The sequence below is a fragment of the Enterobacter cloacae complex sp. IR53030 genome (genome assembly GCF_049238365.1).
GTDB lineage: Bacteria > Pseudomonadota > Gammaproteobacteria > Enterobacterales > Enterobacteriaceae > Enterobacter > Enterobacter kobei.
Genome location: NZ_JBMKHA010000001.1, coordinates 1 through 21,784, shown reverse-complemented (window position 1 = coordinate 21,784; position 21,784 = coordinate 1). Strand labels below are relative to the sequence as shown.

The following is a 21,784-nucleotide window of genomic DNA, read 5'->3' as shown; positions in this document are numbered from 1 at the left end:
CAAATCATGGATGTTGCTATGTCGTTTTCCTCTTCTACGGTGCGCGCCATTGCCGTGCCCGTATTATTGCTGCTGTTGATCCTTGCGATTGCACTCAGTCTGCTGGTTGGCGCGAAGTCCCTGCCCGCATCCGTTATTGTCGATGCGCTCTCCGGAAGCTGCCAGAGCGCCGACTGCGTTATCGTGCTCGACGCTCGTCTGCCCCGAACCCTCGCCGGACTGCTGGCCGGTGGTGCCCTCGGTCTTGCCGGGGCCCTGATGCAAACCCTCACCCGTAACCCGCTGGCGGACCCCGGCATTCTCGGCGTGAACTCTGGCGCCAGCTTTGCCATCGTGCTCGGCGCGTCGCTGTTCGGATTGACGTCACCTTCTGAGCAACTGGTGATGGCCTTTTGCGGCGCGCTGGCCGCCTCGCTGGTGGTCGCGTTTACCGGCAGCCAGGGCGGCGGACAGCTAAGCCCGGTACGCCTGACGCTGGCTGGCGTAGCGCTCGCAGCGGTGCTGGAAGGCTTATCCAACGGCATCGCCCTGCTCAACCCGGACGTCTACGACCAGCTGCGCTTCTGGCAGGCCGGCTCGCTGGATATCCGTACTCTCGACACGCTGAAAGTGGTGGCGCTCCCGGTCATTATCGCCGCCGCCGTGGCGCTGTTGTTAAGCCGGGCGCTCAACAGCCTCAGTCTTGGCAGCGACACCGCGACCTCACTCGGCAACCGCGTGGCGCGCACGCAGCTGGTTGGCCTGCTCGCCATCACCGTCCTGTGCGGCTGCGCGACCGCCGTGGTCGGCCCGATTGCCTTTATCGGCCTGATGATGCCGCACATGGCGCGCTGGCTGGTGGGGGCCGATCACCGCTGGTCATTGCCGGTCACCTTGCTTGCCACCCCGGCCCTGCTGCTGTTTGCAGATGTGCTCGGGCGTCTACTGGTGCCAGGCGAACTGCGGGTTTCGGTGGTCAGCGCCTTTATCGGCGCGCCGGTGCTGATCGTCCTGGTACGACGCAGACGCGGAGGTGGCGCATGAGGGTTCTGTCCCGTCGTTTAATAACCAGCGTATCTCTGCTGGTTATCGCCACGGTTATGCTGGCGGTCTGGAGCCTGCAAAGCGGTGCGGTCACGCTCGATTTCGTGCAGGTCTTCCACGCCCTCACGGGCAGCGCCCCGCGCAATATCACCCTGGTGGTCACCGAATGGCGACTGCCGCGGGTGGCGATGGCGATTCTGGTGGGCGCAGCGCTCGGGGTCAGCGGCGCGATTTTCCAGTCGCTGATGCGCAACCCGCTCGGCAGCCCGGACGTAATGGGCCTGAATACCGGAGCCTGGAGTGGCGTACTGGTGGCGATGGTGCTGTTCGGCCAGCACCTGACAGCCATCACCTTTACGGCGATGGCGGGCGGTATTCTGACGTCGCTGGTTATCTGGCTCCTTGCCTGGCGCAACGGCATCGATACCTTCCGCCTGATCATCATCGGTATTGGCGTGCGCGCCATGCTGATGGCCTTTAACACCTGGCTGTTACTGCAGGCCACGCTGGACACCGCGATCTCCGCCGGGCTGTGGTATGCCGGTTCACTCAACGGCCTGACGTGGGGCAAAACCTGGCCCGCCGCGCCGTTGATTTTGCTGATGTTTATCGGCGCGCTGCTGCTGGTGCGCCGCATGCGGCTGCTGGAGATGGGCGACGACAGCGCCTGCGCGCTGGGCGTGAGCGTTGAGCGCTCGCGCCTGATGCTGATGCTGGTGGCCGTAATACTGACCGCCGCCTCCACCGCCATCGCCGGGCCGATATCTTTTATTGCGCTTGTCGCCCCGCACATCGCCCGGCGTCTTAGCGGCACCGCGCGCTGGGGATTAACCCAGGCGGCGCTGTGCGGATCGCTGTTACTGCTGGCCGCCGATCTCTGCGCCCAGCGGCTGTTTATGCCTTATCAACTGCCGGTGGGCGTGGTAACCGTCAGCCTCGGCGGGATTTACCTCATCGTCTTGCTCGTTCAGGAGTCACGCAAGAAATGACAGACACAACAACCCGCTTGCGCGGCGAAAACCTTACCCTTGGCTACGGCAAAAAAATCATTGCCCGTGATTTAACCGTCGCTATTCCGGACGGCCACTTCACGGCGATTATCGGCCCGAACGGCTGCGGCAAATCAACCTTGCTGCGCACGCTGAGCCGCCTGATGACCCCGGTTCAGGGCAGCGTGTTTCTGGACGGAGAGCAGATCCAGCGCTTCGCCAGCAAAGAGGTGGCCAGGCGCATCGGGCTGCTGGCGCAAAACGCCACCACGCCGGGGGACATCACGGTGCAGGAACTGGTCTCGCGCGGGCGCTATCCGCACCAGCCGCTGTTTACCCGCTGGCGTAAAGAGGACGATGAAGCGGTAAACCGCGCGATGCAGGCGACGGGGATTACCGCTCTCGCCCAACAAAGCGTCGATACCCTTTCCGGGGGCCAGCGCCAGCGCGCGTGGATTGCGATGGTGTTAGCGCAGGAAACCTCCATTATGCTGCTGGACGAGCCAACAACGTGGCTGGATATCAGCCATCAAATTGACCTGCTGGAGCTGCTGAGCGAGCTGAACCGCACCCAAGGGTATACGCTGGCGGCGGTGCTCCATGATTTGAACCAGGCGTGCCGCTACGCGACGCATCTGATTGCCTTGCGCGACGGTGAGATTGTGGCGCAGGGCGCGCCGAAGGAGATTGTGACGCCGGATCTGATCGCGCAGATCTACGGTATGCGCTGCATGATTATTGACGATCCGGTGGCGGGGACGCCGCTGGTGGTTCCATTGGGTCGGCGGTAACTGCCGGGTGGCGGCTACGCCTTACCCGGCCTACATTCAGCTCCCGTAGGCCCGGTAAGCACAGCGCCACCGGGCATTTGCACTATCCCAACATTTCCCTCAACACCGGCCCAATCTTCTCAAACGCCTGCGGCGAAATGATATCCACGTGGGCGCAATCCTGGCTATGCACCTCAAGCTCCGCCACCCACGGTGCCCAGGCGACCTGCGGATCCATCGTGCGCGTGCGCTCGGCGACAAACAGCGTCGCTTTGCCGTCAAACCGCGCGCTGTGCGCCGTGGTGAGCAGGCGCACCGCATCGGCGTAGTTGCCCTCGATGGCGCCAAACAGTTCACTGCTGCCCTGCCCCTGCTGCGCAGCGATAAACGCCTGCCGCTCGCGCTCAATTTCCGCCAGCACTGCCGGGTCGAGGCCGTTGGCCTCTTTCTCCGCCCAGTTCTGGGTTTCCGGTGGCCAGGTATCCAGCAGGCCAAGGAACGCCACCTCTTCACCCTGCGCGCGCAAACGAGCGGCAATCCCCTGCGCCAGCGTGCCGCCGAGGGAATAGCCGAACAAATAATACGGCCCCTGCGGCTGCTGCTTACGCAGCGTATTCAGGTGATGATCAATCACCCCATCCAGATCCGCACACTGCTGCATCGGCCCTTCCGGTCGGGGAGACTGAATGCCGGTGATAGACCAGCGCGGGCTGAGGTGGCGCGCCAGCACGCTGAACTGCCAGGCAAAACCGGACGCCGGATGGAAGCAGAACAGCGTCGGGCCATGGCTTTCACGCAGCGGCAGAACGGCTTCATGCCCCAGACGCTGCGCCTGCTCGTCGTTCATTTTTAAGTCCAGCAGCGCACTGAGCTTGCTCACCGTCGAGGCGACCATAATCTGCCCCGGCGTGATCTTGCGGGCGAACGTGCGGCTGAGCTGCGCCGCCAGCCGCATCGCCAGCAGCGAGTGGCCGCCGAGGGCAAAGAAGTCGGCTTCGATATCGTTCACCTCGCAACCCAGCAGCGCGGCAAACGCCTGCGCCACGCCGATTTCGGTGTCCGTTTCCGGCGCGCGTCCGGTGGTTTTGCTGGTCAACTCCGGCAGCGGCAGCGCCTTGCGGTCGAGTTTGCCGTTCGCGCTGAGCGGCAGCGCGCTGAGTTGCAGCAGCACCACCGGCACCATATGCGGCGGAAGCTGCGCCTTAAGCGATTCCAGCAGCGCATCGCGATCCAGCGGTAAACCGGATTCGGAGACAACGTATCCCACCAGCTGGCGGGCATCACCCCCCGTTGCCGCCGCCTGGTTGAACACGCAGGCATGCGCCACGGCCTGCGCCACGTCCGGCAGCGACAGCATCGCCCGGTCGATTTCGCCCAGCTCAATACGCTGGCCGCGAATTTTTAGCTGATCATCGCTGCGGCCCAGATATTCTACCGCCCCGTTATCCAGCCAGCGGGCGACGTCACCGGTGCGATACATCCGCTCGCCCGGCGCGAACGGGTCGGCGATAAAGCGGCTGGCGGTGAGATCCGGACGCCCCAGATATCCCTGCGCCAGCTGAATGCCGGTGAGATACAGATCCCCCGCCACGCCGAACGGCACCGGGCGCATCAGTGCATCCAGAATGCGCAGCCCCGTGTTCCACACCGGGAAACCAATCGGCACGCTATTGCCTTCAACGGCCGCCAGCTCAGGGCCAAACGCCGGATACCAGCTCACGTCCACTGCCGCTTCGGTCGGGCCGTAGAGGTTGTGCAGCGGCGCACGGGTGAGCTGTTCCCACTCGCGGCACAGCCCGGTCGGCAGCGCTTCGCCGCTGCAGAACACCTGCTTAAGCGTCCTGCAGCAGTCGACGTTTTCCGGCGTCAGCGAGGCGACAAACGCCGCCAGCATCGACGGCACAAAGTGGGTCGTCGTGACGCCATCCCGGGCGAAGAAGCTCTGCATCGCCTGCGGGTCCCGGTGCGCGTCCGGCTCGGCCATCACCAGCTTCGCCCCGGCGATAAACGGCCACCAGAACTCCCAGACCGAGACGTCAAAGCTGCACGGCGTTTTCTGCGCCACCACGTCATTCGCTGTCAGCGGGTAGTGGTTCTGCATCCACTTCAGGCGGTTAACGATGGCGGTATGCCCAACCATCACCCCTTTCGGACGCCCGGTTGAACCCGAGGTAAAGATGATGTACGCCGTCTGCTCCGGTTTCGCCACGCGCAGAGGCTCAGTACCCGCAGCAGGTAAAAGCATGTTGTAACTAAACGAAGCTATGGGCAGTTCGCTAAAGCGCGGAAGCTGCTCATCGGTGGTAATCAGCAGGGATGGCTTTGCGTCCTCCAGCATCATCCGCAGGCGGTCGTCCGGGTAACCGGTGTCCAGCGGTAACCACGCGGCGCCGGCTTCCACAATGCCGTGCAGGGCCAGCGTCAGGAATACCGAACGCGGGAGGGCCACCGCCACGCTGTCGCCCGGCTTCACGCCGCGCGCACGCAGCAGGTTTGCCAGCGCGACCACCTGCTCGCGCATCTGGCGGTAGTTCAGCTCGATGTGCGCATCCGCCAGCGCGGGGGCGTCCGGCGTCCTGCTCGCCTGTTCCGCCACCAGCTCCGCGAGCGTGGTGGAGGGTAGCGCCAGCCCGGTGTCATTGATGCGCGCAAGCTGCGCGTACTCTTGCTCTGACACGGTTTCCACTTCCCCACATCGCAGGTCCGGGTTAGCGGCAAACTGCACCAGCATCGCGTTCAGGCGCGCGACGTGGCCCTTCAGCGTTGTTTCATCGTAACGCTGTTTGCTGGCGAGAATTTCAATACTTAATCCGCCCTGCTCGTCCGGGAACAAGGCCAGCTCGAGATCGTTCACCGGTCCGGTCGCCAGCGTGTGGGTGATGGCCTCTACGCCGTCGAGTTCCAGTTGATAATCGAACACCTTAACGTTCAGCACCGGGCCAAACAGGGCTTCATCACCCGCCGCCTTACCGCTGTCGCGGAGAATTTGCTCCGCGTCGTAGCGCTGATGGCGGCGCATTTTTTTCAGCTGGCTCGCCAGACGCAGAGCCAGCCCAGGCAGGCTCTCCTGCGGATCGATATTCACCGCAAGCGGCAGGACGTTGAGCACCGGTCCAGTTGCGGTCAGCGCGACGGAGCCCATGCGGCGCATAAAGATAAACCCGGCGGCGTAGTCCAGACGCCCGGTCAGGCGGCCCAGCCACAGCGTGACCAGCGCAAGCGCCAGATCGGTACGCTGAGCCTGCCCTGCAGCCTGCGCAAGCTGGCTAAACGCGCTGCTGTCGGCGACGATTTTCAGGCGCAGGATGTCAGTTGTCGCGGCGCGCCCCGGCAGCGGCGCGGAAGAAAGAGAGACCGGAGGAGGAAGCTGTCTGCGCTGCGCTGCCCAGAAGTCACCGTCGCGTGCATACGCCTCGCTTTCACGATAGCGCTGATACTCTTCCACCACCTCGGCGAAGGGTGAAAAAGGAGAAGGTGGCGTGGGGTCGCCCTTTTTCCATGCAGCATAAATGGCGGCAATCTGGCGGGTAATCGCCGGGAAACTGAAGCCATCTACCACTAAGTGATGATAACGCTGATACCAGTACCAGCGTTCTTCCCCCACCTGAATCAGCAGATGAAACGCCAGCGGTTGACCGCTGTCGACGCGCAGGTTCTGGTTGAGATCGGCTTCCATCAGCGCCACGGCGGCATCATGAGAGTCCACGCGAACGATGGACGGTTCCGGCAGCATGACGGTTTCATCCACCCACTGCCACACCTCACCGTTATCTTCGGCAAAACGCATCCGCAGGGTATCGGCCTGCATCATGCCTTCAGCAATGGCTTTTGCCAGCAACGGCGCGTCGATATCGCCCTTTAGCTCAGTGTAGTGCGCCACGCTCCAGGCATTTGGCAGCGCGGACAACTGCTCCGCCATCCAGATACCCGGCTGGGCGGCGACAAGCGGAAGACGGCTCATGCGTTTTCCCCCGCAAAATACGACGGCTCAAGCGTCTGCCAGTGTTCCGCCAGCCACTGCTGGCACACGTCCTGAGGCTGCGCTTCGCATACCACGCGCCAGCCCGCGGGCAATTCGCACTGCTGCGGCCACAGGCTGTACTGCCCCTGGTCGTTTTGCAAAATGACAAACTGTCCCTGCGGATTATCGAAAGGATTGCTGAATTCCATACAGACTCCGTTATTGAATAAGCGGCTGCCAGAGGGTCATCAGCCCCTGCGTCAGCCCACCGCGCCAGCAAAGCGCGTCGTGTCCGCCTTCAACCTGACGCCAGTAAACCTGCTGCGCGTGCAATTCGGCGTAAATCGCCTGATTCACGCGGAAGATAAGCGGTTCGTTGCGCCCGGCCTCAAGGACGATGCGCAGTCCGCGTGCGGTTTTTTCACCCGCTTTAAGCTGCCCGATGAGTAGCCCCTCCTGCTGTGCGCCGCGGTGCGGCCACCAGTAGGAACCGGACTGACTGAGCACGCAGCCAAAGCGCTGCGGCCAGTTGAGGCCCGCATAAAGGGAGGAAAGCCCGCCGAAGCTCTGACCCGCCGCCACGGTACGGTCGGCGCGGTCGCTGAAGGGGGCAATGCATTGTATGTGTGGGAGAAGTTCTTCCTGCACCGCCAGCCAGAAATCGGGGTTGCAGGGCAGCTCGCGGCTGCGGTGTGCGGTATCAATCACATCAATTAAGACATAGACCGCCGGGGGCAGTTTGCCTTCACGGGTAAGCGCGGCCAGCGCGGGCCAGACGGGCATGCTTTCGGCCCAGAACTGGCCATCAAGCAGCACCGCCAGCGGGCGCTCGGGGTTTTCCTCCCCGGTGGTAAAAATCCAGACTCGGCGGCGGTTTTTCAGGCGTGCGCTTTCCCAATCAATGCAGACCGGCGCGTGGTGGGGCGTATCAGGACGATCCCAGCCTGGCTGAACGGGTGCGCCCGGCATTTCCAGCGCCGAAACGGCATGACCGCGGCCACCGCGCCAGCTCTGCGGGTTAAGCGGGTCGGAAACCGCGTGCGGCAGCAGTTTACCCCAGCCTTCGCGCAGCGCCATACGGTCCGGACTCTCGCCTTCAAACACCGCGTCGGCAAAATCGTTTTCATTCACGGAAGGGATAAAACAGTAGCTCCCCCGCCACGCGGGACTGAACTCTCCCTCCCACTGCCAGACGTCGGTATCCGGGATGCGTTTGAGGGACTGCGGGCGGGCATTTTGATGGTGATCGGTCACGCCGGTGATATTGAGCCAGACGTGTTTAATCGGTGACGAGGTCTGCGTTCCCTTCGGATCGCGCCACCAGAACGTGACGCGAAATTTACCGTTTTCAGGTTTCAAGTCAGGCCCGCTTTTCGACTGCCACCACGCTTCATTGCCCGTTGTTAACGCCGTCACCCTTATAACCTCATGTTTAACAGTCTTTTTTGTTTCAGGACAAATTTTATTGATAATATTATTGATAACCATTTGCATTTGCAATAGCGTAATGCCCGCGCTGTGGGAAGCGCGTTCATGAATAACCATAAAAGCGGGACGTACAATGAATAAGAAGATTCACTCTCTGGCCTTGCTGGTCAATTTAGGGATTTATGGCGTCGCGCTGCCCGCCATGGCAGACGACAACACCGCCTCCGCGCAGCACGAAGACACGATGGTGATCACCGCCGCCGAGCAAAATTTGCAGGCGCCGGGCGTATCGACCATCACCGCCGATGAGATCCGTAAAAACCCGCCCGCGCGCGACGTGTCGGAAATCATCCGCACCATGCCGGGCGTGAACCTCACCGGTAACTCCACCAGCGGCCAGCGCGGGAATAACCGTCAGATTGATATCCGCGGCATGGGCCCGGAAAACACCCTGATCCTGATCGACGGTAAACCGGTTACCAGCCGTAACTCCATCCGTCTGGGCTGGCGCGGCGAGCGTGATACCCGGGGCGATACCGGCTGGGTACCGCCGGAGATGATCGAGCGCATCGAAGTGATCCGTGGTCCGGCGGCCGCCCGCTACGGCAACGGCGCGGCAGGTGGCGTGGTCAACATCATCACCAAAAAATTCGACGACCAGTGGCACGGCTCCTGGAACACCTACCTGAATGCGCCGGAACATAAAGATGAAGGTTCCACTAAGCGCACCAACTTCAGCCTGAGCGGCCCGCTGGGCGGCGATTTCAGCTTCCGCATGTTCGGTAACCTGGACAAAACCCAGGCCGACGCGTGGGACATCAACCAGGGCCATCAGTCTGACCGTACCGGCGCCTACGCCAACACCCTGCCCGCAGGTCGTGAAGGTGTAGAGAACAAAGACATCAACGGCGTCGTGCGCTGGGACTTCGCGCCCATGCAGTCCCTGGAGTTTGAAGCAGGCTATAGCCGCCAGAACAACCTTTATGCGGGCGACACGCAGAACACCAATAACGACAACGCGCTGGTGAAGAAAAACTACGGCAAAGAGACCAACCGTATTTATCGCCAGAACTTCGCGGTGACCTGGAACGGCGGCTGGGATAACGGCATTACCACCAGCAACTGGGCGCAGTACGAACACACCCGCAACTCCCGTCTGGGCGAAGGGCTGGCTGGCGGGACGGAAGGTCTGTTTAACAGCGATAAATTCACCGACACCGATCTGGCCGACGTGATGCTGCACAGCGAAATCAATCTGCCGATTGATTTCCTCGTTAACCAGAATCTGACCCTGGGCACCGAGTGGAACCAGCAGCGCATGAAGGATTCGACCTCCTTCACGCAAACCCAGCAGGGCGGCACCATTCCGGGCATGAGCAACGACCGTAGTCCGTACACCTCGGCGGAGATTTTCTCCCTGTTTGCGGAGAACAACATGGAGCTGACCGACAGCACCATGCTGACCCCTGCCCTGCGCTTCGATCACCACACCATCGTCGGCAATAACTGGAGCCCGTCACTTAACCTGTCGCAAGGTCTGGGAGATGACTTCACGCTGAAGATGGGTATTGCGCGGGCTTACAAAGCGCCAAGCCTGTATCAGACCAACCCGAACTATCTGCTCTACAGTAAAGGCCAGGGTTGCTACGCAAGCGGCGACGGCGTCGGCTGCTACATGATGGGCAACGACGATCTGAAAGCCGAAACCAGCATCAACAAAGAGATCGGTCTGGAGTGGAAACGCGACGGCTGGCTGGCGGGCGTGACCTGGTTCCGCAACGACTACCGCGACAAGATTGAAGCGGGCTATGCGCCAATTGGCCACACCTCTTCCGGTAAGGTGCAGACGGATATTTACCAGTGGGAAAACGTCCCGAAAGCGGTGGTTGAAGGGCTGGAAGGCTCCCTGAACGTGCCGGTCAGCGACACGATCAACTGGACCAATAACATCACTTACATGCTGCAGAGTAAGAACAAGGAGACCGGCGACCGTCTGTCGATCATTCCGGAGTACACGCTAAACTCGACCCTGAGCTGGCAGGTGCATCAGGATGTGTCGCTGCAGTCGACCTTCACCTGGTACGGCAAGCAGCAGCCGAAGAAGTACAACTACAAGGGTGAACCGGTGAGCGGGTCTGAGAAAGACGAAGTTAGCCCGTACAGCATTGTTGGCCTGAGCGCGACCTGGGACGTGACCAAAAACGTCAGCCTGACCGGCGGCGTGGACAACGTCTTCGACAAGCGCCAGTGGCGTGCGGGTAATGCCCAGACCACGGGGAATGCCACCACCGGCGCGTATATGTACGGTGCGGGAGCGTATACGTATAATGAGCCGGGTCGCACGTGGTATATGAGTGTGAATACGCATTTTTAAGGCACTGAAGTAAACCTTCCCTCTCCCCTCCGGGGAGAGGGTCAGGGTGAGGGGAAACCATGCACACAACCCACAGCACGTTCATTCTCGCCGATCGCACCGTTCACCGCGTCACCTTCGACCCCACCACTTTTACCGACGCCGATCTCCTCTGGCTTCCCCATCACGCAGAGCTTTCAAACGCCGGACGCAAACGCAAAGCCGAGCATCTTGCCGGGCGCATCGCCGCGGCGCATGCCTTACCGGACCACACCGTACCCGGCATCGGCCCCAGCGGGGAACCGCGCTGGCCACAGGGGTTTTCCGGCAGCATCACCCACAGCGGCACACAGGCCATGGCTGTCGTTATGCGCGAACACCCTGCGCTTATCGGCATTGATTGCGAAACGATCCTCCCCGAAAACGAAGCCCGGGAAATCAAAGACGGCATTATTGATGCGCAGGAAGAGAGTGTCCTTTCCCGCTCGGGTTACTCGTTCACCCTCGCCCTGACGCTGGTGTTTAGCGCCAAAGAGAGCCTGTTCAAAGCCCTCTTTCCGCAGGTGCAGGCCTGGATGGGTTTTGACAGCGCCCGCGTCACGCAGCTCGTCGATAAGACGCTTACGCTGGCATTGACCTGCCAGCGCGCGGGCTATCCCGAAGGCACCGCCTTTACCGTTCACTGGCAACAGCACGGCGAACAGGCGATCACCCTGCTGTCACACTCTCCTGTCGACGGGCCTTCACGCTGGTGACCACAAACGTCACGATAAACACGACCGCGAACAGCACGACGATGGTCGGGGCAGGCGCGCTGTCGAGATAAAACGACGCATAGACGCCGCTTACGGACACGAGCGCGGAAACGGCTACCGCCACCAGCAGCGCCATGTGGAAGCGCCGGGTGATCAGCACCGCCACCGCGCCGGGCGCAATGAGCAACGAAATCGACAGAATAATCCCCACCGCTTTCAGCGTCGCCACGATAGTCAGCGAAACCATGCACAGTAATCCATAGTGCAGCCAGCGAGTGCGCAACCCGCTCGCCTGCGCCTGCTGATAATCAAAGCAGAACAGCAAAAAGTCCCGCCACTTCAGGCCAATCACCAGCGCAATCAGCCCCGCCACAATCCCGCTTTGCAGAATGTCCATCCCGTTAATACCCAGCATATCGCCGAACAGAATATGGTCGAGATGCACCTCGGGTTTGACGGCGATGTAGAGGATCAACCCGGCACCGAACATGCCGGAAAAGACGATCCCCATAACCGTATCCTGCTTGATGCGGCTGTTATCTTTCAGGTATCCGGTGGCGACCGCGCAGAACAGACCGGCAACGAATGCGCCCAGCGCCAGCGGCAGCCCCATCATCCAGGCCAGCACGACGCCGGGAAACACCGCATGGCTCATGGCGTCGCCCATCAGCGCCCAGCCCTTGAGCACCAGAAAAACCGACAGCAGCGCGCAGGGCACGGCGACCAGCAGTGAAATCAGCAGCGCGTTGTTCATAAACGCAAACTGGAAGGGTTCAAGGAGCAGCGCGATCATGGGTGGATCTCCTGCGCCTGACGCGCCCGGCGGCGGCTGGCGAGCAGCCCGTGCTTCGGCGCAAAGACGAACGCCAGCAGGAACAGCAGCGTCTGGGCGACCACGATAATGCCGCCGGTCGCGCCGTCGAGATAATAGCTCGCCCATGCGCCAAGGAAGCTGGTAATGCTACCCATGGCGACGGCAATCATCAGCAGTCGCGGGAAGCGATCGGTCAGTAGCCACGCGGTCGCGCCGGGCGTGACCACCAGACAGATCACCAGAAATGCGCCGACGGTTTGCAGCGCAGCCACGGTGGAAACCGCCAGCAGGGTAAAAAACAGGATTTTCAGACGTTCAGGACGCAGACCGATGGCGCGGGCGTGGTTCTCATCAAAAAAGGTCACCATCAAATCTTTCCATTTGAACAGCAGAACAAGCATCGACACCACGCCGATAATCGCCAGCTGGACAATGTCTTCCGGGGCAATGGCGAGGATATTCCCGAGGACGATAGTCTGAATATTCACCGAGGTCGGGTTGAGTGAGACCATAAACAGCCCGAGACCGAAAAAGGAGGAGAAGATCAGCCCGATGATGGCGTCCTCTTTCAGGCGGCTGCGCTGGTTGAGAAACAGCATGCTGCCCGCCGCCAGCCCGCCCGACAGGAACGCCCCCAGCGAAAACGGCAGCCCGAGCATGTAGGCTCCCGCCACGCCCGGTACGATGGAGTGCGAGAGCGCATCGCCAATCAGCGACCAGCCTTTGAGCATCAAATAGCACGAGAGAAACGCGCACAGCCCGCCCACCATCGCCGAAACCCACATCGCGTTCAGCATGTACTCGTAGCCGAAGGGTTCCAGAAGTACGCTCATTTTACCTCCTGACGGTGCGTCACGAAGGGGCGTTCATCGTCGGTAATAATGCGATCTTCAGAGCCGCTGAGCACCACGTGGCGCAGCACGCCGCTGAAGGCGCGCTCCAGATTTTCGGCGGTAAAGGTAGTTTCCGTCGGGCCGCTTGCCAGCACGGTACCTTTGACCATGACCGTGTAATCGCAAAACCCGGAGACGGAGCCTAAATTGTGGGTCGATACCAGCATGGTTTTGCCCTCATCGCGCAGTTCCCGCAGCAGGCTGATAATTCTGGCTTCAGTTTTAACGTCCACGCCGGTAAACGGCTCGTCGAGCAGGATCACCTCGCCCTGCTGGGCAATCGCCCGCGCCAGAAACACGCGTTTCTTTTGCCCGCCGGAGAGCTCGCCAATCTGCCGATGGCGCAGCTCAAGCATATCCACCCGTTTCAGAGCGTCGGTGACGATCTGCCGATCCAGCGCTTTTGGCCGACGCAAAAAACCCATATGTCCGTAGCGGCCCATCATCACCACGTCTTCCACCAGCACCGGGAACGACCAGTCAACCTCTTCCGACTGCGGCACGTAGGCGACCAGGTTCTGACGGAGCGCCCGGTGAGGCGGTAATCCCAGAATAGTGATCGTGCCGCTTGCCGCCCGTACAAAGCCCATCACCGCCTTAAACAGCGTAGATTTGCCGGAACCGTTCACGCCGACCAGTGCGGCAATCGAACCGCCCGGCACGCTGAACGAGGCATCACGCAATGCGGTATGACCGTTACGGTAGGTCACGGTCAAATCGGTTACGACAATCCCCTTCTGCATGGTTACTCCTTCATGCCGTCACGGATGCCCTGCACCAGCGTGCGGGTCGTGACGTTCAACAGATCGATATAGGTCGGCACCGGGCCGTTTTCTGCGCTCAGGGAGTCGACATACAGCACGCCGCCGTAATGGGTATCGGTTTCCCGTGCCACCTGGCGCGCGGGTTTATCGGAGACGGTACTTTCGCTGAACACCGCCGGAATGCGATGTTTTTTCACCAGATCGATAACCTTGCGCACCTGCTGAGGCGTGCCCTGCTGATCGGCGTTGATCGGCCACAGGTAAAGCTCTTTCAGGCCCAGATCCCGCGCCAGATAGGAGAACGCCCCTTCACTGGTGACCATCCAGCGTTTATCTTCCGGGATCTCCGCAACCTGCTTACGCAGCGGTTCGAGGGTGGCGGTGATCTTCTGCTTATAGGCTTCAGCGTTGCGCTGATAGGTCTGCGCATTCGCCGGGTCGTACTTCACCAACGCGTCACGAATGTTATCGATGTAAATCAGGGCGTTATCCGGAGACATCCACGCGTGCGGGTTGGGTTTGCCGTTATACGGCCCTTCCCCGATCCCCATCGGCGTAATGCCTTTGGTGACAATCACTTCCGGCACGCCGTTCAGATGCTGATAAAACCGCTGGAACCACAGTTCCAGATTCATGCCGTTCGCCAGAATCAGCTGCGCCTTTTGCGCGCGTTTGATGTCGCCGGGCGTCGGCTGATACTCATGGATTTCAGCGCCCGGTTTGGTGATGGAAGTGACTTCTGCGGCGTCCCCCGCCACGTTTTTCGCCATATCAGCGATAACGGTAAAGGTCGTAATGACCTGGAATTTTTCAGCCGCCTGCACACCCGCGGTGGCCGCGGTCAGTAGCAGCGAGCTGAACAACAGACGCTTCAATCCTTGCAGTAGGTGCATCGCAGAACTCTCCTGAAGTGGTTAAAAACATACCGAAATTAGCCTTAGCTATATTGTATAGCACAGGCTATAATCAAATGAAAATAGTTATCATTATTGATTTTGGCGCGACGGGTGACGCTGCGCGAAACTGGTGCCGCCGCCCCGCCCTTTACGATGACAAAACCTTTTGTCTTCACCTTAAAAAGCATTCGTTTCGATGAGACTATAACCCCTTCAAAAAACGCGTATTACCACCAACTTTGCGAATTTAGCGCGCGGAGAAAGCCGTCAGCAAAACCTGCGTTAGGCGCTGAATACCAGCAGGACGCGCCAGCACTTCGCCCCCCCCTTTATTGAACACCTGAACGGCGTGGATTTTGAGAAGCGCGAAGTGGTGAAAATCCGCAATCGCTATGACGCGAGCGTGCCGGCGGTGGTAGGTGCGCTATCGCGCCTGAAGCCGGTCTTCGTTGAAGATGCGAAAGGCTGGCCTGGGAGTTTGCCCGCATCCTTAACCAGGAGGCGAAAGAGCTTGAGGCGGCGGGCGTGGACATTATCCAGTTCGACGAACCGCGTTTAACGTCTTCTTTGACGAGGTGAGAGACTGGAACGCGCGGCAAGCTGGCCACGCTGAGCGCGGGGGCAGAAATTGTGCGCAGGGAGCTGCTGGGGAAATAAGCACAACGTTCAGACAGGGGTAAAGGGGGCCAGATGGCCCCCTTTCGCTTATCGCCGCGAATAATGTGCTAGCGGTAGGTCAGGGTGAAGGACGCCGTGGCGCTCACCGAGCCTGACCGCGCATTCGCTGAAGTCATGTAATACGCGGCCTTGAAGGGAATATTCACCACCTCCCCCGGCGAGGTGGTCGTGCCGTATTTAATTAACTTGCCGAACTGTACCGGCGCATCATTATATTTCAACTGAATGCCCAGGCCTTTTGCCGTCGAGCTACTGTTTAACCCCAGGACGCCGTTGGCAGCATCGGCAAGCGGGCTGACGTTATCCAGCGTTACATTCACCGCGGTCTGTTCACCACAAATAAGCGGGATGGAAAACGTTACCGGATTCTGGGTGCTGCCCACGCCGTTAAACTTCGGCAACAGCGCAATCCCCATATTGATATTCAAATTTTTATCCTGAATCTGACAGGATGCAGTGCTGATGTTCATCGGCGAAAAGATATATTTATAAAGCGGCAGGCGTTTAATATTATTACTGACCGGCGTGCTGTATTCCATATTTAGCGTCAGCGCCGGTATTGAGCCCGTCGCGGGGGTAGTGCTGGTTTTAATCAGCTCGAAGGTATCCGTGAACGTTGATACGCCATTCTGGAGGATCCCTCGCCTCCAGCTCGCATTATTGAGATTCATCCGGGTGACAAACTCGCTGCTTTGCGTGGTGCTGGAAAAGTTCTTCCAGCGGATGCCGATGCCCGGAACCTCCGTCGCCCGCACGTTGCCCAGCGGCGAGGCGCCATAATCCGCATTCGTCCCCGAGAGCTGAATAAACCACGAGCCATCATATCCAATTTGCTGGCCCTCAGGATCGCACGTCATGGGGTTAACGGTGGTTATCGTCGCTAAAACCGTTCCAACGGGCGCATCCCGCTGAACGACAATATTCCGATCTACGTTCACCGCGACGTCGTTTGCAGAACACAGCGCAAAAGCATTCAGAGATATAGCGCTTCCCACTGCAGCCGTCGCGATTTTCATTACGGTAGACATCATATGTTCCTTCATTTAGGTGAGGCTTAGGCCTTCTCTCGCCAAAGTCATCATGCGCATCGAGGCCATGAGAAATTTAACGGCATGCCGCGGTGGTACGCTGAATTTTCCCCGGTAAGGCGTTCAAGGTTATTTTGGCGCGGCAGGTTTTCGCCCCCCACCTTACAGTGATAGTGTCCCCATCATTCAGGCCGCTCATATAAACCTCGCCATCGCTTCCCACAATGCTCATCGTGTCGCTTTCGTTAAGCTTTACCATTGCGCCAAAGGGCACCGGTGAGTTTTGATACAGGAGCGTTATCAAGGCCCTGTACCCCGTTCGCGCGTTGAATGTGGCGCGCACCACGGCACCGCGCGTCGGCACAACGTTGACCACGGATTCGGCCACATCCACGTCCGGTCCCAGCGAGCCGGTGTCTATCGCAATCCGGTTTTCCTGGTAGGCGCTGGCATAGGGCACCACCGCGTAGCCGCGCCAGTCCGTTCTAACGCCGGGGTTGTTGCGTACCCTTACGCCGGGCGCGCCCTGCGCCTCCAGCAGCACAACGGTATCTCCCAGCGGCTGCGAGAAGGTCACGCCGTGTTCATGACCCACGATCCCCCCCTGCAGGCCGAAGTTCAGCTGGCTATTCTGTCGGCTATGGTTGTAACCCGCGCTCACGGTGCCGTAGCCGCCCTTATAGGTTCCACTCACGGCGCTTCTCGACTCCCCGCCCGACGAGGTATAGCCCTGCTGGACCAGATAGCTCAGGTTGTTATCGGCAAGCGCGGTGCCGCTCAGCCCCACCTGATGCGTTTCAGGACCGTTCTTTTGCATATTCACGCTGTAGCTGGCCCAGCTTTGCGGTAGCCATTTGCTCAGCGGCACCTGCAGGCTAAAGGCCAGAATCTGGTCCTTACGGTTTTTGCCCGGCGTTTCACTGTAGGTGTAGCCGAGCGAGTAGTTGATGTCGCTGATACTGGTGTTAAAGCCGGTGCTGACGTTGCGCTCATAGCCTCGCTTGCTCCAGTAGTCCTGCTGATAGGCCGAAATATAAAAGTTTCCCCAGCTCTGCAGCGACTGGCTGAGGTTGAGCTGCAGTCGGCTTCGCTTGTTGTAGCGCTGGCTGCTAAATTCATTCACTTCCTGGAAGGTATAAAACCCTTCCGTAGAGTAGCGATAGCTGGCGAGCGTCACGGTGGTAGCGGTCGTGGCCACCGTTTTCGAATACTGCACGCGATAGGACTGCCCGCGGCTGCGGCGTTTTTTCTCATCATCAAGCTGGCTGTCGGCAACAGTAACGTCAGCCGACAGCGAGCCAATGTCGCCAAAGCTGAGACCCGTACCGAGCACGCCAGACGCATAGTTGCTCGCCCCCAAAACGCCACCGTACAGCGTGAGATGATTGGAGAGGCCATAGGCCAGCGTGCCCAGCCCAAATGAGGGGGTTTCCGCGCCATGCTTCGTTGTTCGATACTCCCCTGCGCTCAGCGCATACTTCACGCGGCCTTCCCGCAGCATGACGGGAACCGCAGAGAATGGCTGCACGAAATGCTGGACGCTGCCGTCGGCTTCGGTGACGACAATGTCCAGATCGCCGCTCGCCGAGGTAGGATAGAGATCGCGAATTTCAAAGCTGCCGGGCGCCACGTAGGTTTGATAAACCGTGTAGCCGTTTTGCTTCACGGTGACCGTGGCGTTGGTGCGGGCGATCCCTCGAATGACAGGAGCGAAGCCGCGCATGCTCTCCGGCAGCATGGTGTCATCAGAAAAAATCTGCGCACCGCGAAACATCACGCTGTCAAACACGTCGCCCGGGGTACTGGTTTCCCCCACCTGGAACTGCCCCCTCAAAAACTGGACGTCGCGGCTCAGGGTCGTATTCAGCGACGAAAACGACTGTTTCCCGTTGTTCTTGGTCACGGTGCTGTAGTTGCGCAGGCGCCACGGCCCCGCGTTAATACCGCTTTGCAGGTTGGTATAAAGCTGATCCTGCGTCTCACCGTCCCGGCTCCAGTTGCGCGACCCGTTGATGCTGTAATTGACCAGCAGCGCAGAAATGCCCTGGTTCCAGAGCGACGGATCAACGGTGCCGCGCGCGCGCGCGTTGAGCGCCGATTGCGGGATAGAGATGTCCAGCCTCTGCCTGTCAAAATCCAGCCGGGCGGTAGCGTCCGGTATGAATGCGCCGGGGTCGGTAATAATCGTCTCGACCGGAAGCATGGCTAATTCAGGAAATGCTTTAACCCTGACGCCGAGCGACTCAAGCTCTCTGCGGTTAAGTTCCGGCGCCAGCCCGATGCCGTTTACAGGAACAAAAGAGATATTTTCCGTTCGGATATAATTTTCATTAAGCCAAATTTCTACCCTGTAGGTGCCGGGTAACTGCTCTCCGCGCTCGAAGCGGCCCAGATCGATGCCCTGGGAAGTCGAGTGTATTTTTTCAAGCGCATCAGCCATAAAATAGAGTTCGCCCGCGCCCGCGGGAAAAACGCCCGAAATAAAAAGCGCTATCGTCGAGAGTCGACTTACGCGGTGAGGCCACGAGCCAGAGAAAAAACCATATCGGGAATAAGAAACAATATTCACTTTGCTTACCTGCGCGAGTGACATAGCGTGTTGTTAATATTTTTTATTTCAGCATCTGGCGCTTTTCTGTCGTTACGCCACCAAAATCATTTATGGCTTTCCACGCCACCTGCTTTCCACTGCCGGCGACCGTTACGGAACTCAAGGGGGAAATCATTGGCGGCGGCGAGATCGTTTTATTGCCAACCGTTAATGAATAAAGAGAAACGTAGAACGGCGTCGGATTATTAATCACCAGGCGTTCGCCGCGCGGTTCAAACGTCAATCGCGTCCATGCCTCACCCGCATTTTCCGACGCCAGAGCCGCAGGCCGGTAGAAAAGCTTCATGCGCGTCTTAACGGCAATAAGCAGCCTGTTCTCATCTGACCGGGTCATTGAGGGAATTGATTTTACGTTAAGCCAAAATACAGACTCTCGGTTTTCAGGCAGCGACGTCTCGCCGGTATAAATGACCCGCAGCGTATTTTCATGACCACCGTCGAGGCGGAACAGCGGTGGCGTGACGATAAAAGGAACCTGCTCCTTCGAGTTTTCGCTTAATTCAATCCATGACTGAATTAAATAGGGGACAGCATCCTTACTGTTACTCACAGGGAGTGAGGCTTCGTTTTCAGCTCCATTATAAATTAAGCGCGTTCCGCCAACGGTTATGCTGGCCTGGCCCGGCAGGGAGAGTAGGCAAGTGCCTAATAATACAATCGTTCGAATAAGTTGACTCATCATACTTCCCCGATATTCCAGCAGGAAAAAATGGGGCGTACCCTGGGTACGCCCGGCTTATTACTGATAGGTAATGGTAAAATCTGACGTTGCGTTTGCCGTACCCGCAACTACGGCAGCCTGCGTTGCCTTATATTTCGCCACGAAGGTCATTTTGTTGCTGTTAGCAGGATCTTCGCCTGTGCTGGTGTCAAGCGTGATGCTCTTAGACTGGGTCGCCAGCGGGATTGCGGTGATGCCATCTTCTTCATAGAACGCCACACCGACGCCTTTAGCCGTTTGACCGCTGTTCAGCGCAAGAATATTGGTGTCGCTGCTGTCCGCCGTGCCGTCAAACTTAACGGAGGCAGAGGTGACGGCCGCAGGGCAGTTATTCAACACAATGCTAAAGCGGGTTGCGGCAGCAACGGCCCCGGCCGCGTTGAACGAGCTCTTTGGAATTTTACCAAGGTTAACGGTCTGGTTCGCCGTATTGGTATCAATCGTACAGGCAGAATCCAGAATGGTGCCTGTAAAGTTGATCTGTCCATCGGCTGCACTGGCGGCAAAGGTTATTCCAGAAACGGCTGCTGCCATAACCATATTTCGAATGACACTGTTTAACTTCATTTGCATAGCTATATATCCTTAGGATTGAAGGTATCTGCGCAACGTTCACTGTTGCGCAGGAAGAGCGGAACTGGACCGCTAAATTTATGTTCGTTTAAGCCAATAAATAGACGTTATATCGTTATGAGCATCTCAGGCTTTGCGATGATAAAAGTAAAATAAGTTGTTTCATCTCCAGACCATTGCCTAACGCCAGTCGACTTCTAACATAGTAATTTTTGTTAATTTCGTATTTATTTTTAATTCGGCACTGGCTCGTCGATTTATCATAAATTTTCAGGAGAAAGTTCAAATGGTCGTCCGACAGTCGCGTCGACAGCCTCTGATACAGCACGTCTTTTAATATGCAGGGGTTTTCATTCGCCCGATGTTTAGAGGCGCGCTCGCACAGCTGCTTGAGATCCTTAAGCGTAGTAACAAGGCGGAAGAATTTTAAAAAGCCGTTCTCCGCATTGTTCTCTGGCGCAATAAAATAGGTAAGGCGCATTAATCCCCTCGCCGCAAGGCGATAATAGAGCCATCGGATATTCTCGCTACTTTCTCCTATTGTATCGATGAGAATGTAAGATTTATCCAGAATGGTCGCGCTTACTAAGAACTCCAGCCGATTGTCAAAATAAAATATTTCTCTATTGGCGGAGTTCAATGTTTTAATTGCCTGCCTCATGGCAAAGTTTCTTGAAAAAACTAATAGCACCGTCAAAACTCATTCCTTATGAAATTTATCATCGTCAATGTGAAGAAGGTTTTACAACATATATCCGTTCTAACGAACCGCAGTCGATTTTGTACGCTTTCCCATAGATTCTGGTAAAAGGATATCGTTCAAAGCCCACGGTATTAAATGCGTTCTGGATTTTCTTCATCATGGACAACAAATAGGATTTCGAGCACCGTAGTCCATAATCATCAAACACGTGTATGATGATGTCATTATCGTAGACAATTTCGTTATCCATCCCCGCCAGGAGATACTCGAACAGTCTTGCTTTCGTCATGCCGAATCTTTTAATACGTCCATTCTTGATATTGATAAGCGTTCTGGTTGAAAGCCGGTACTCAAGATGATGAAAAATCGTGTATCCATACAGAAGCTCGTCAGAGACAAAAGGCACAAAGACTCCTTAGAAGTTTATCATTCTCATTTCCATGTCGGCGTCTTCTCCATTCGAAAGGGTTTCGGTGTTCATCTGATGCACTGAAATGTTATTAAAATGAAGAAAATGTGACAATGAGACTAATTTATCAAAGCAAAACACTGTAAAAAATATTAAATGCGATATAAAAAACCACTTAATTTGATTTTTTAAGTTTAAAAACACAAATGTTTCATTTATGTTTTTCATTGCCGCACACAGAAACAAAAATTTCACATCAATATATTTATCTAAAATTAACGAACAATTAGCAATAAAACCCACAAAAAATAAACATTTATTTATAATCAATAAGTTACAAGGATATCCCACCCCTGTTAAACCTAGTCTTAATAGGGTTAAATTAGGGAAGGTGCGAACAAGTTCCTGATATGAG

The 21,784-nt window shown here is 57.8% G+C and carries 18 protein-coding genes and 2 pseudogenes; 7 read left to right on the top strand and 13 right to left on the bottom strand.

What is annotated here, in order from left to right:
* Positions 1 to 18: 18 nt before the first annotated feature.
* The 3 genes from fepD to fepC are packed head-to-tail and all read left to right on the top strand — an operon-like array spanning position 19 to position 2,803.
* Positions 19 to 1,023 (top strand): Fe(3+)-siderophore ABC transporter permease, encoded by a 1,005-nt coding sequence (fepD, locus tag ACOTXR_RS00100; RefSeq protein WP_058690363.1) that lies wholly within the window; start codon positions 19 to 21, stop codon positions 1,021 to 1,023.
* The gene (gene fepG / locus ACOTXR_RS00095; RefSeq protein ID WP_047027592.1) at positions 1,020 to 2,012 is read left to right on the top strand and encodes an iron-enterobactin ABC transporter permease; all 993 of its coding nucleotides are present in this window, start codon (positions 1,020 to 1,022) and stop codon (positions 2,010 to 2,012) included. Before fepD ends, fepG begins: the two co-directional genes overlap by 4 nt.
* Positions 2,009 to 2,803: an iron-enterobactin ABC transporter ATP-binding protein gene (gene fepC, locus ACOTXR_RS00090; RefSeq protein WP_047027593.1), complete on the top strand. Its 795-nt coding sequence runs from the start codon at positions 2,009 to 2,011 to the stop codon at positions 2,801 to 2,803. The genes fepG and fepC overlap by 4 nt, the downstream gene beginning before the upstream one ends.
* An 82-nt stretch (positions 2,804 to 2,885) precedes the next feature.
* Here fepC and entF read toward each other — a convergent pair whose 3' ends face one another.
* From entF to fes, 3 genes are read right to left on the bottom strand one after another with little or no spacing between them, the layout of a single operon-like run.
* Complete coding sequence (entF, locus tag ACOTXR_RS00085; RefSeq protein ID WP_058690364.1) at positions 2,886 to 6,743, bottom strand: enterobactin non-ribosomal peptide synthetase EntF; 3,858 nt, start codon at positions 6,741 to 6,743, stop codon at positions 2,886 to 2,888.
* A complete protein-coding gene (locus tag ACOTXR_RS00080) occupies positions 6,740 to 6,952 on the bottom strand; it encodes an MbtH family protein (protein WP_014882944.1) in 213 nt (70 codons plus the stop codon). The genes entF and ACOTXR_RS00080 overlap by 4 nt, the downstream gene beginning before the upstream one ends.
* A gap of 10 nt (positions 6,953 to 6,962) precedes the next feature.
* Complete coding sequence (gene fes / locus ACOTXR_RS00075; RefSeq protein ID WP_058690381.1) at positions 6,963 to 8,159, bottom strand: enterochelin esterase; 1,197 nt, start codon at positions 8,157 to 8,159, stop codon at positions 6,963 to 6,965.
* A gap of 145 nt (positions 8,160 to 8,304) precedes the next feature.
* On the opposite strand from fes, the gene ACOTXR_RS00070 reads away from it, so the two are divergent.
* Complete coding sequence (locus ACOTXR_RS00070; RefSeq protein ID WP_047626522.1) at positions 8,305 to 10,545, top strand: TonB-dependent siderophore receptor; 2,241 nt, start codon at positions 8,305 to 8,307, stop codon at positions 10,543 to 10,545.
* Between the two features lie 59 nt (positions 10,546 to 10,604).
* Positions 10,605 to 11,279 (top strand): enterobactin synthase subunit EntD, encoded by a 675-nt coding sequence (entD, locus tag ACOTXR_RS00065; RefSeq protein ID WP_047626524.1) that lies wholly within the window; start codon positions 10,605 to 10,607, stop codon positions 11,277 to 11,279.
* On the opposite strand, the gene ACOTXR_RS00060 is transcribed toward entD, so the two are convergent.
* From ACOTXR_RS00060 to ACOTXR_RS00045, 4 genes are read right to left on the bottom strand one after another with little or no spacing between them, the layout of a single operon-like run.
* On the bottom strand, positions 11,233 to 12,072 hold the full coding sequence (locus tag ACOTXR_RS00060) for a metal ABC transporter permease (protein ID WP_014882940.1): 840 nt from the start codon (positions 12,070 to 12,072) through the stop codon (positions 11,233 to 11,235). The genes entD and ACOTXR_RS00060 overlap by 47 nt on opposite strands.
* Positions 12,069 to 12,926, bottom strand: a complete 858-nt coding sequence (gene sitC, locus ACOTXR_RS00055; RefSeq protein WP_032637232.1) for an iron/manganese ABC transporter permease subunit SitC — start codon at positions 12,924 to 12,926, stop codon at positions 12,069 to 12,071. The genes ACOTXR_RS00060 and sitC overlap by 4 nt, the downstream gene beginning before the upstream one ends.
* Positions 12,923 to 13,729, bottom strand: coding sequence for an iron/manganese ABC transporter ATP-binding protein SitB (gene sitB, locus ACOTXR_RS00050; protein ID WP_032637233.1), 807 nt, complete (start codon positions 13,727 to 13,729; stop codon positions 12,923 to 12,925). Before sitB ends, sitC begins: the two co-directional genes overlap by 4 nt.
* Before the next feature lie 2 nt (positions 13,730 to 13,731).
* Positions 13,732 to 14,643 carry a metal ABC transporter substrate-binding protein gene (locus ACOTXR_RS00045; RefSeq protein WP_058690366.1) on the bottom strand — a complete coding sequence of 304 codons (912 nt, stop codon included), beginning with the start codon at positions 14,641 to 14,643 and terminating at the stop codon, positions 13,732 to 13,734.
* A 156-nt stretch (positions 14,644 to 14,799) separates the two neighbouring features.
* Between ACOTXR_RS00045 and ACOTXR_RS00040 the strand changes: the two are divergent.
* Positions 14,800 to 14,929: pseudogene (locus ACOTXR_RS00040) on the top strand (putative oxygenase MesX); the annotation flags it as partial.
* Positions 14,930 to 14,947: 18 nt separating this feature from the next.
* Positions 14,948 to 15,266, top strand: a pseudogene (locus tag ACOTXR_RS00035) (methionine synthase); the annotation flags it as partial.
* Between the two features lie 105 nt (positions 15,267 to 15,371).
* On the opposite strand, the gene ACOTXR_RS00030 reads toward ACOTXR_RS00035, so the two are convergent.
* The 6 genes from ACOTXR_RS00030 to ACOTXR_RS00005 all read right to left on the bottom strand — a co-directional run.
* The gene (locus ACOTXR_RS00030; RefSeq protein ID WP_251844006.1) at positions 15,372 to 16,352 is read right to left on the bottom strand and encodes a fimbrial protein; all 981 of its coding nucleotides are present in this window, start codon (positions 16,350 to 16,352) and stop codon (positions 15,372 to 15,374) included.
* Between the two features lie 76 nt (positions 16,353 to 16,428).
* The gene (locus ACOTXR_RS00025) at positions 16,429 to 18,792 is read right to left on the bottom strand and encodes a fimbria/pilus outer membrane usher protein (protein ID WP_032628756.1); all 2,364 of its coding nucleotides are present in this window, start codon (positions 18,790 to 18,792) and stop codon (positions 16,429 to 16,431) included.
* 172 nt (positions 18,793 to 18,964) lie between these two features.
* Entirely contained in the window at positions 18,965 to 19,645 is a 681-nt protein-coding gene (locus ACOTXR_RS00020) for a fimbrial biogenesis chaperone (protein WP_226856261.1), read from the bottom strand.
* Positions 19,646 to 19,702: 57 nt separating this feature from the next.
* Positions 19,703 to 20,257 carry a fimbrial protein gene (locus ACOTXR_RS00015; protein ID WP_045281639.1) on the bottom strand — a complete coding sequence of 185 codons (555 nt, stop codon included), beginning with the start codon at positions 20,255 to 20,257 and terminating at the stop codon, positions 19,703 to 19,705.
* A 115-nt stretch (positions 20,258 to 20,372) separates the two neighbouring features.
* Positions 20,373 to 20,948: a hypothetical protein gene (locus ACOTXR_RS00010; RefSeq protein ID WP_226856270.1), complete on the bottom strand. Its 576-nt coding sequence runs from the start codon at positions 20,946 to 20,948 to the stop codon at positions 20,373 to 20,375.
* A 427-nt stretch (positions 20,949 to 21,375) separates the two neighbouring features.
* The coding region (locus ACOTXR_RS00005; RefSeq protein WP_421766964.1) for a hypothetical protein at positions 21,376 to 21,784 on the bottom strand (409 nt) is incomplete at its 5' end.

What these genes read in the sequence shown, in the direction of transcription:
- ACOTXR_RS00045 (WP_058690366.1), bottom strand. Translation starts at nt 14,643, where the DNA reads ATGCACCTACTGCAAGGATTGAAGCGTCTGTTGTTCAGCTCGCTGCTA.
- entD (WP_047626524.1), top strand. Translation starts at nt 10,605, where the DNA reads ATGCACACAACCCACAGCACGTTCATTCTCGCCGATCGCACCGTTCAC.
- ACOTXR_RS00015 (WP_045281639.1), bottom strand. Translation starts at nt 20,257, where the DNA reads ATGCAAATGAAGTTAAACAGTGTCATTCGAAATATGGTTATGGCAGCA.
- entF (WP_058690364.1), bottom strand. Translation starts at nt 6,743, where the DNA reads ATGAGCCGTCTTCCGCTTGTCGCCGCCCAGCCGGGTATCTGGATGGCG.
- fepD (WP_058690363.1), top strand. Translation starts at nt 19, where the DNA reads ATGTCGTTTTCCTCTTCTACGGTGCGCGCCATTGCCGTGCCCGTATTA.
- fepC (WP_047027593.1), top strand. Translation starts at nt 2,009, where the DNA reads ATGACAGACACAACAACCCGCTTGCGCGGCGAAAACCTTACCCTTGGC.
- sitB (WP_032637233.1), bottom strand. Translation starts at nt 13,729, where the DNA reads ATGCAGAAGGGGATTGTCGTAACCGATTTGACCGTGACCTACCGTAAC.
- fepG (WP_047027592.1), top strand. Translation starts at nt 1,020, where the DNA reads ATGAGGGTTCTGTCCCGTCGTTTAATAACCAGCGTATCTCTGCTGGTT.
- ACOTXR_RS00030 (WP_251844006.1), bottom strand. Translation starts at nt 16,352, where the DNA reads ATGTCTACCGTAATGAAAATCGCGACGGCTGCAGTGGGAAGCGCTATA.
- sitC (WP_032637232.1), bottom strand. Translation starts at nt 12,926, where the DNA reads ATGAGCGTACTTCTGGAACCCTTCGGCTACGAGTACATGCTGAACGCG.
- ACOTXR_RS00070 (WP_047626522.1), top strand. Translation starts at nt 8,305, where the DNA reads ATGAATAAGAAGATTCACTCTCTGGCCTTGCTGGTCAATTTAGGGATT.
- ACOTXR_RS00025 (WP_032628756.1), bottom strand. Translation starts at nt 18,792, where the DNA reads ATGGCTGATGCGCTTGAAAAAATACACTCGACTTCCCAGGGCATCGAT.
- ACOTXR_RS00080 (WP_014882944.1), bottom strand. Translation starts at nt 6,952, where the DNA reads ATGGAATTCAGCAATCCTTTCGATAATCCGCAGGGACAGTTTGTCATT.
- ACOTXR_RS00020 (WP_226856261.1), bottom strand. Translation starts at nt 19,645, where the DNA reads ATGATGAGTCAACTTATTCGAACGATTGTATTATTAGGCACTTGCCTA.
- ACOTXR_RS00060 (WP_014882940.1), bottom strand. Translation starts at nt 12,072, where the DNA reads ATGATCGCGCTGCTCCTTGAACCCTTCCAGTTTGCGTTTATGAACAAC.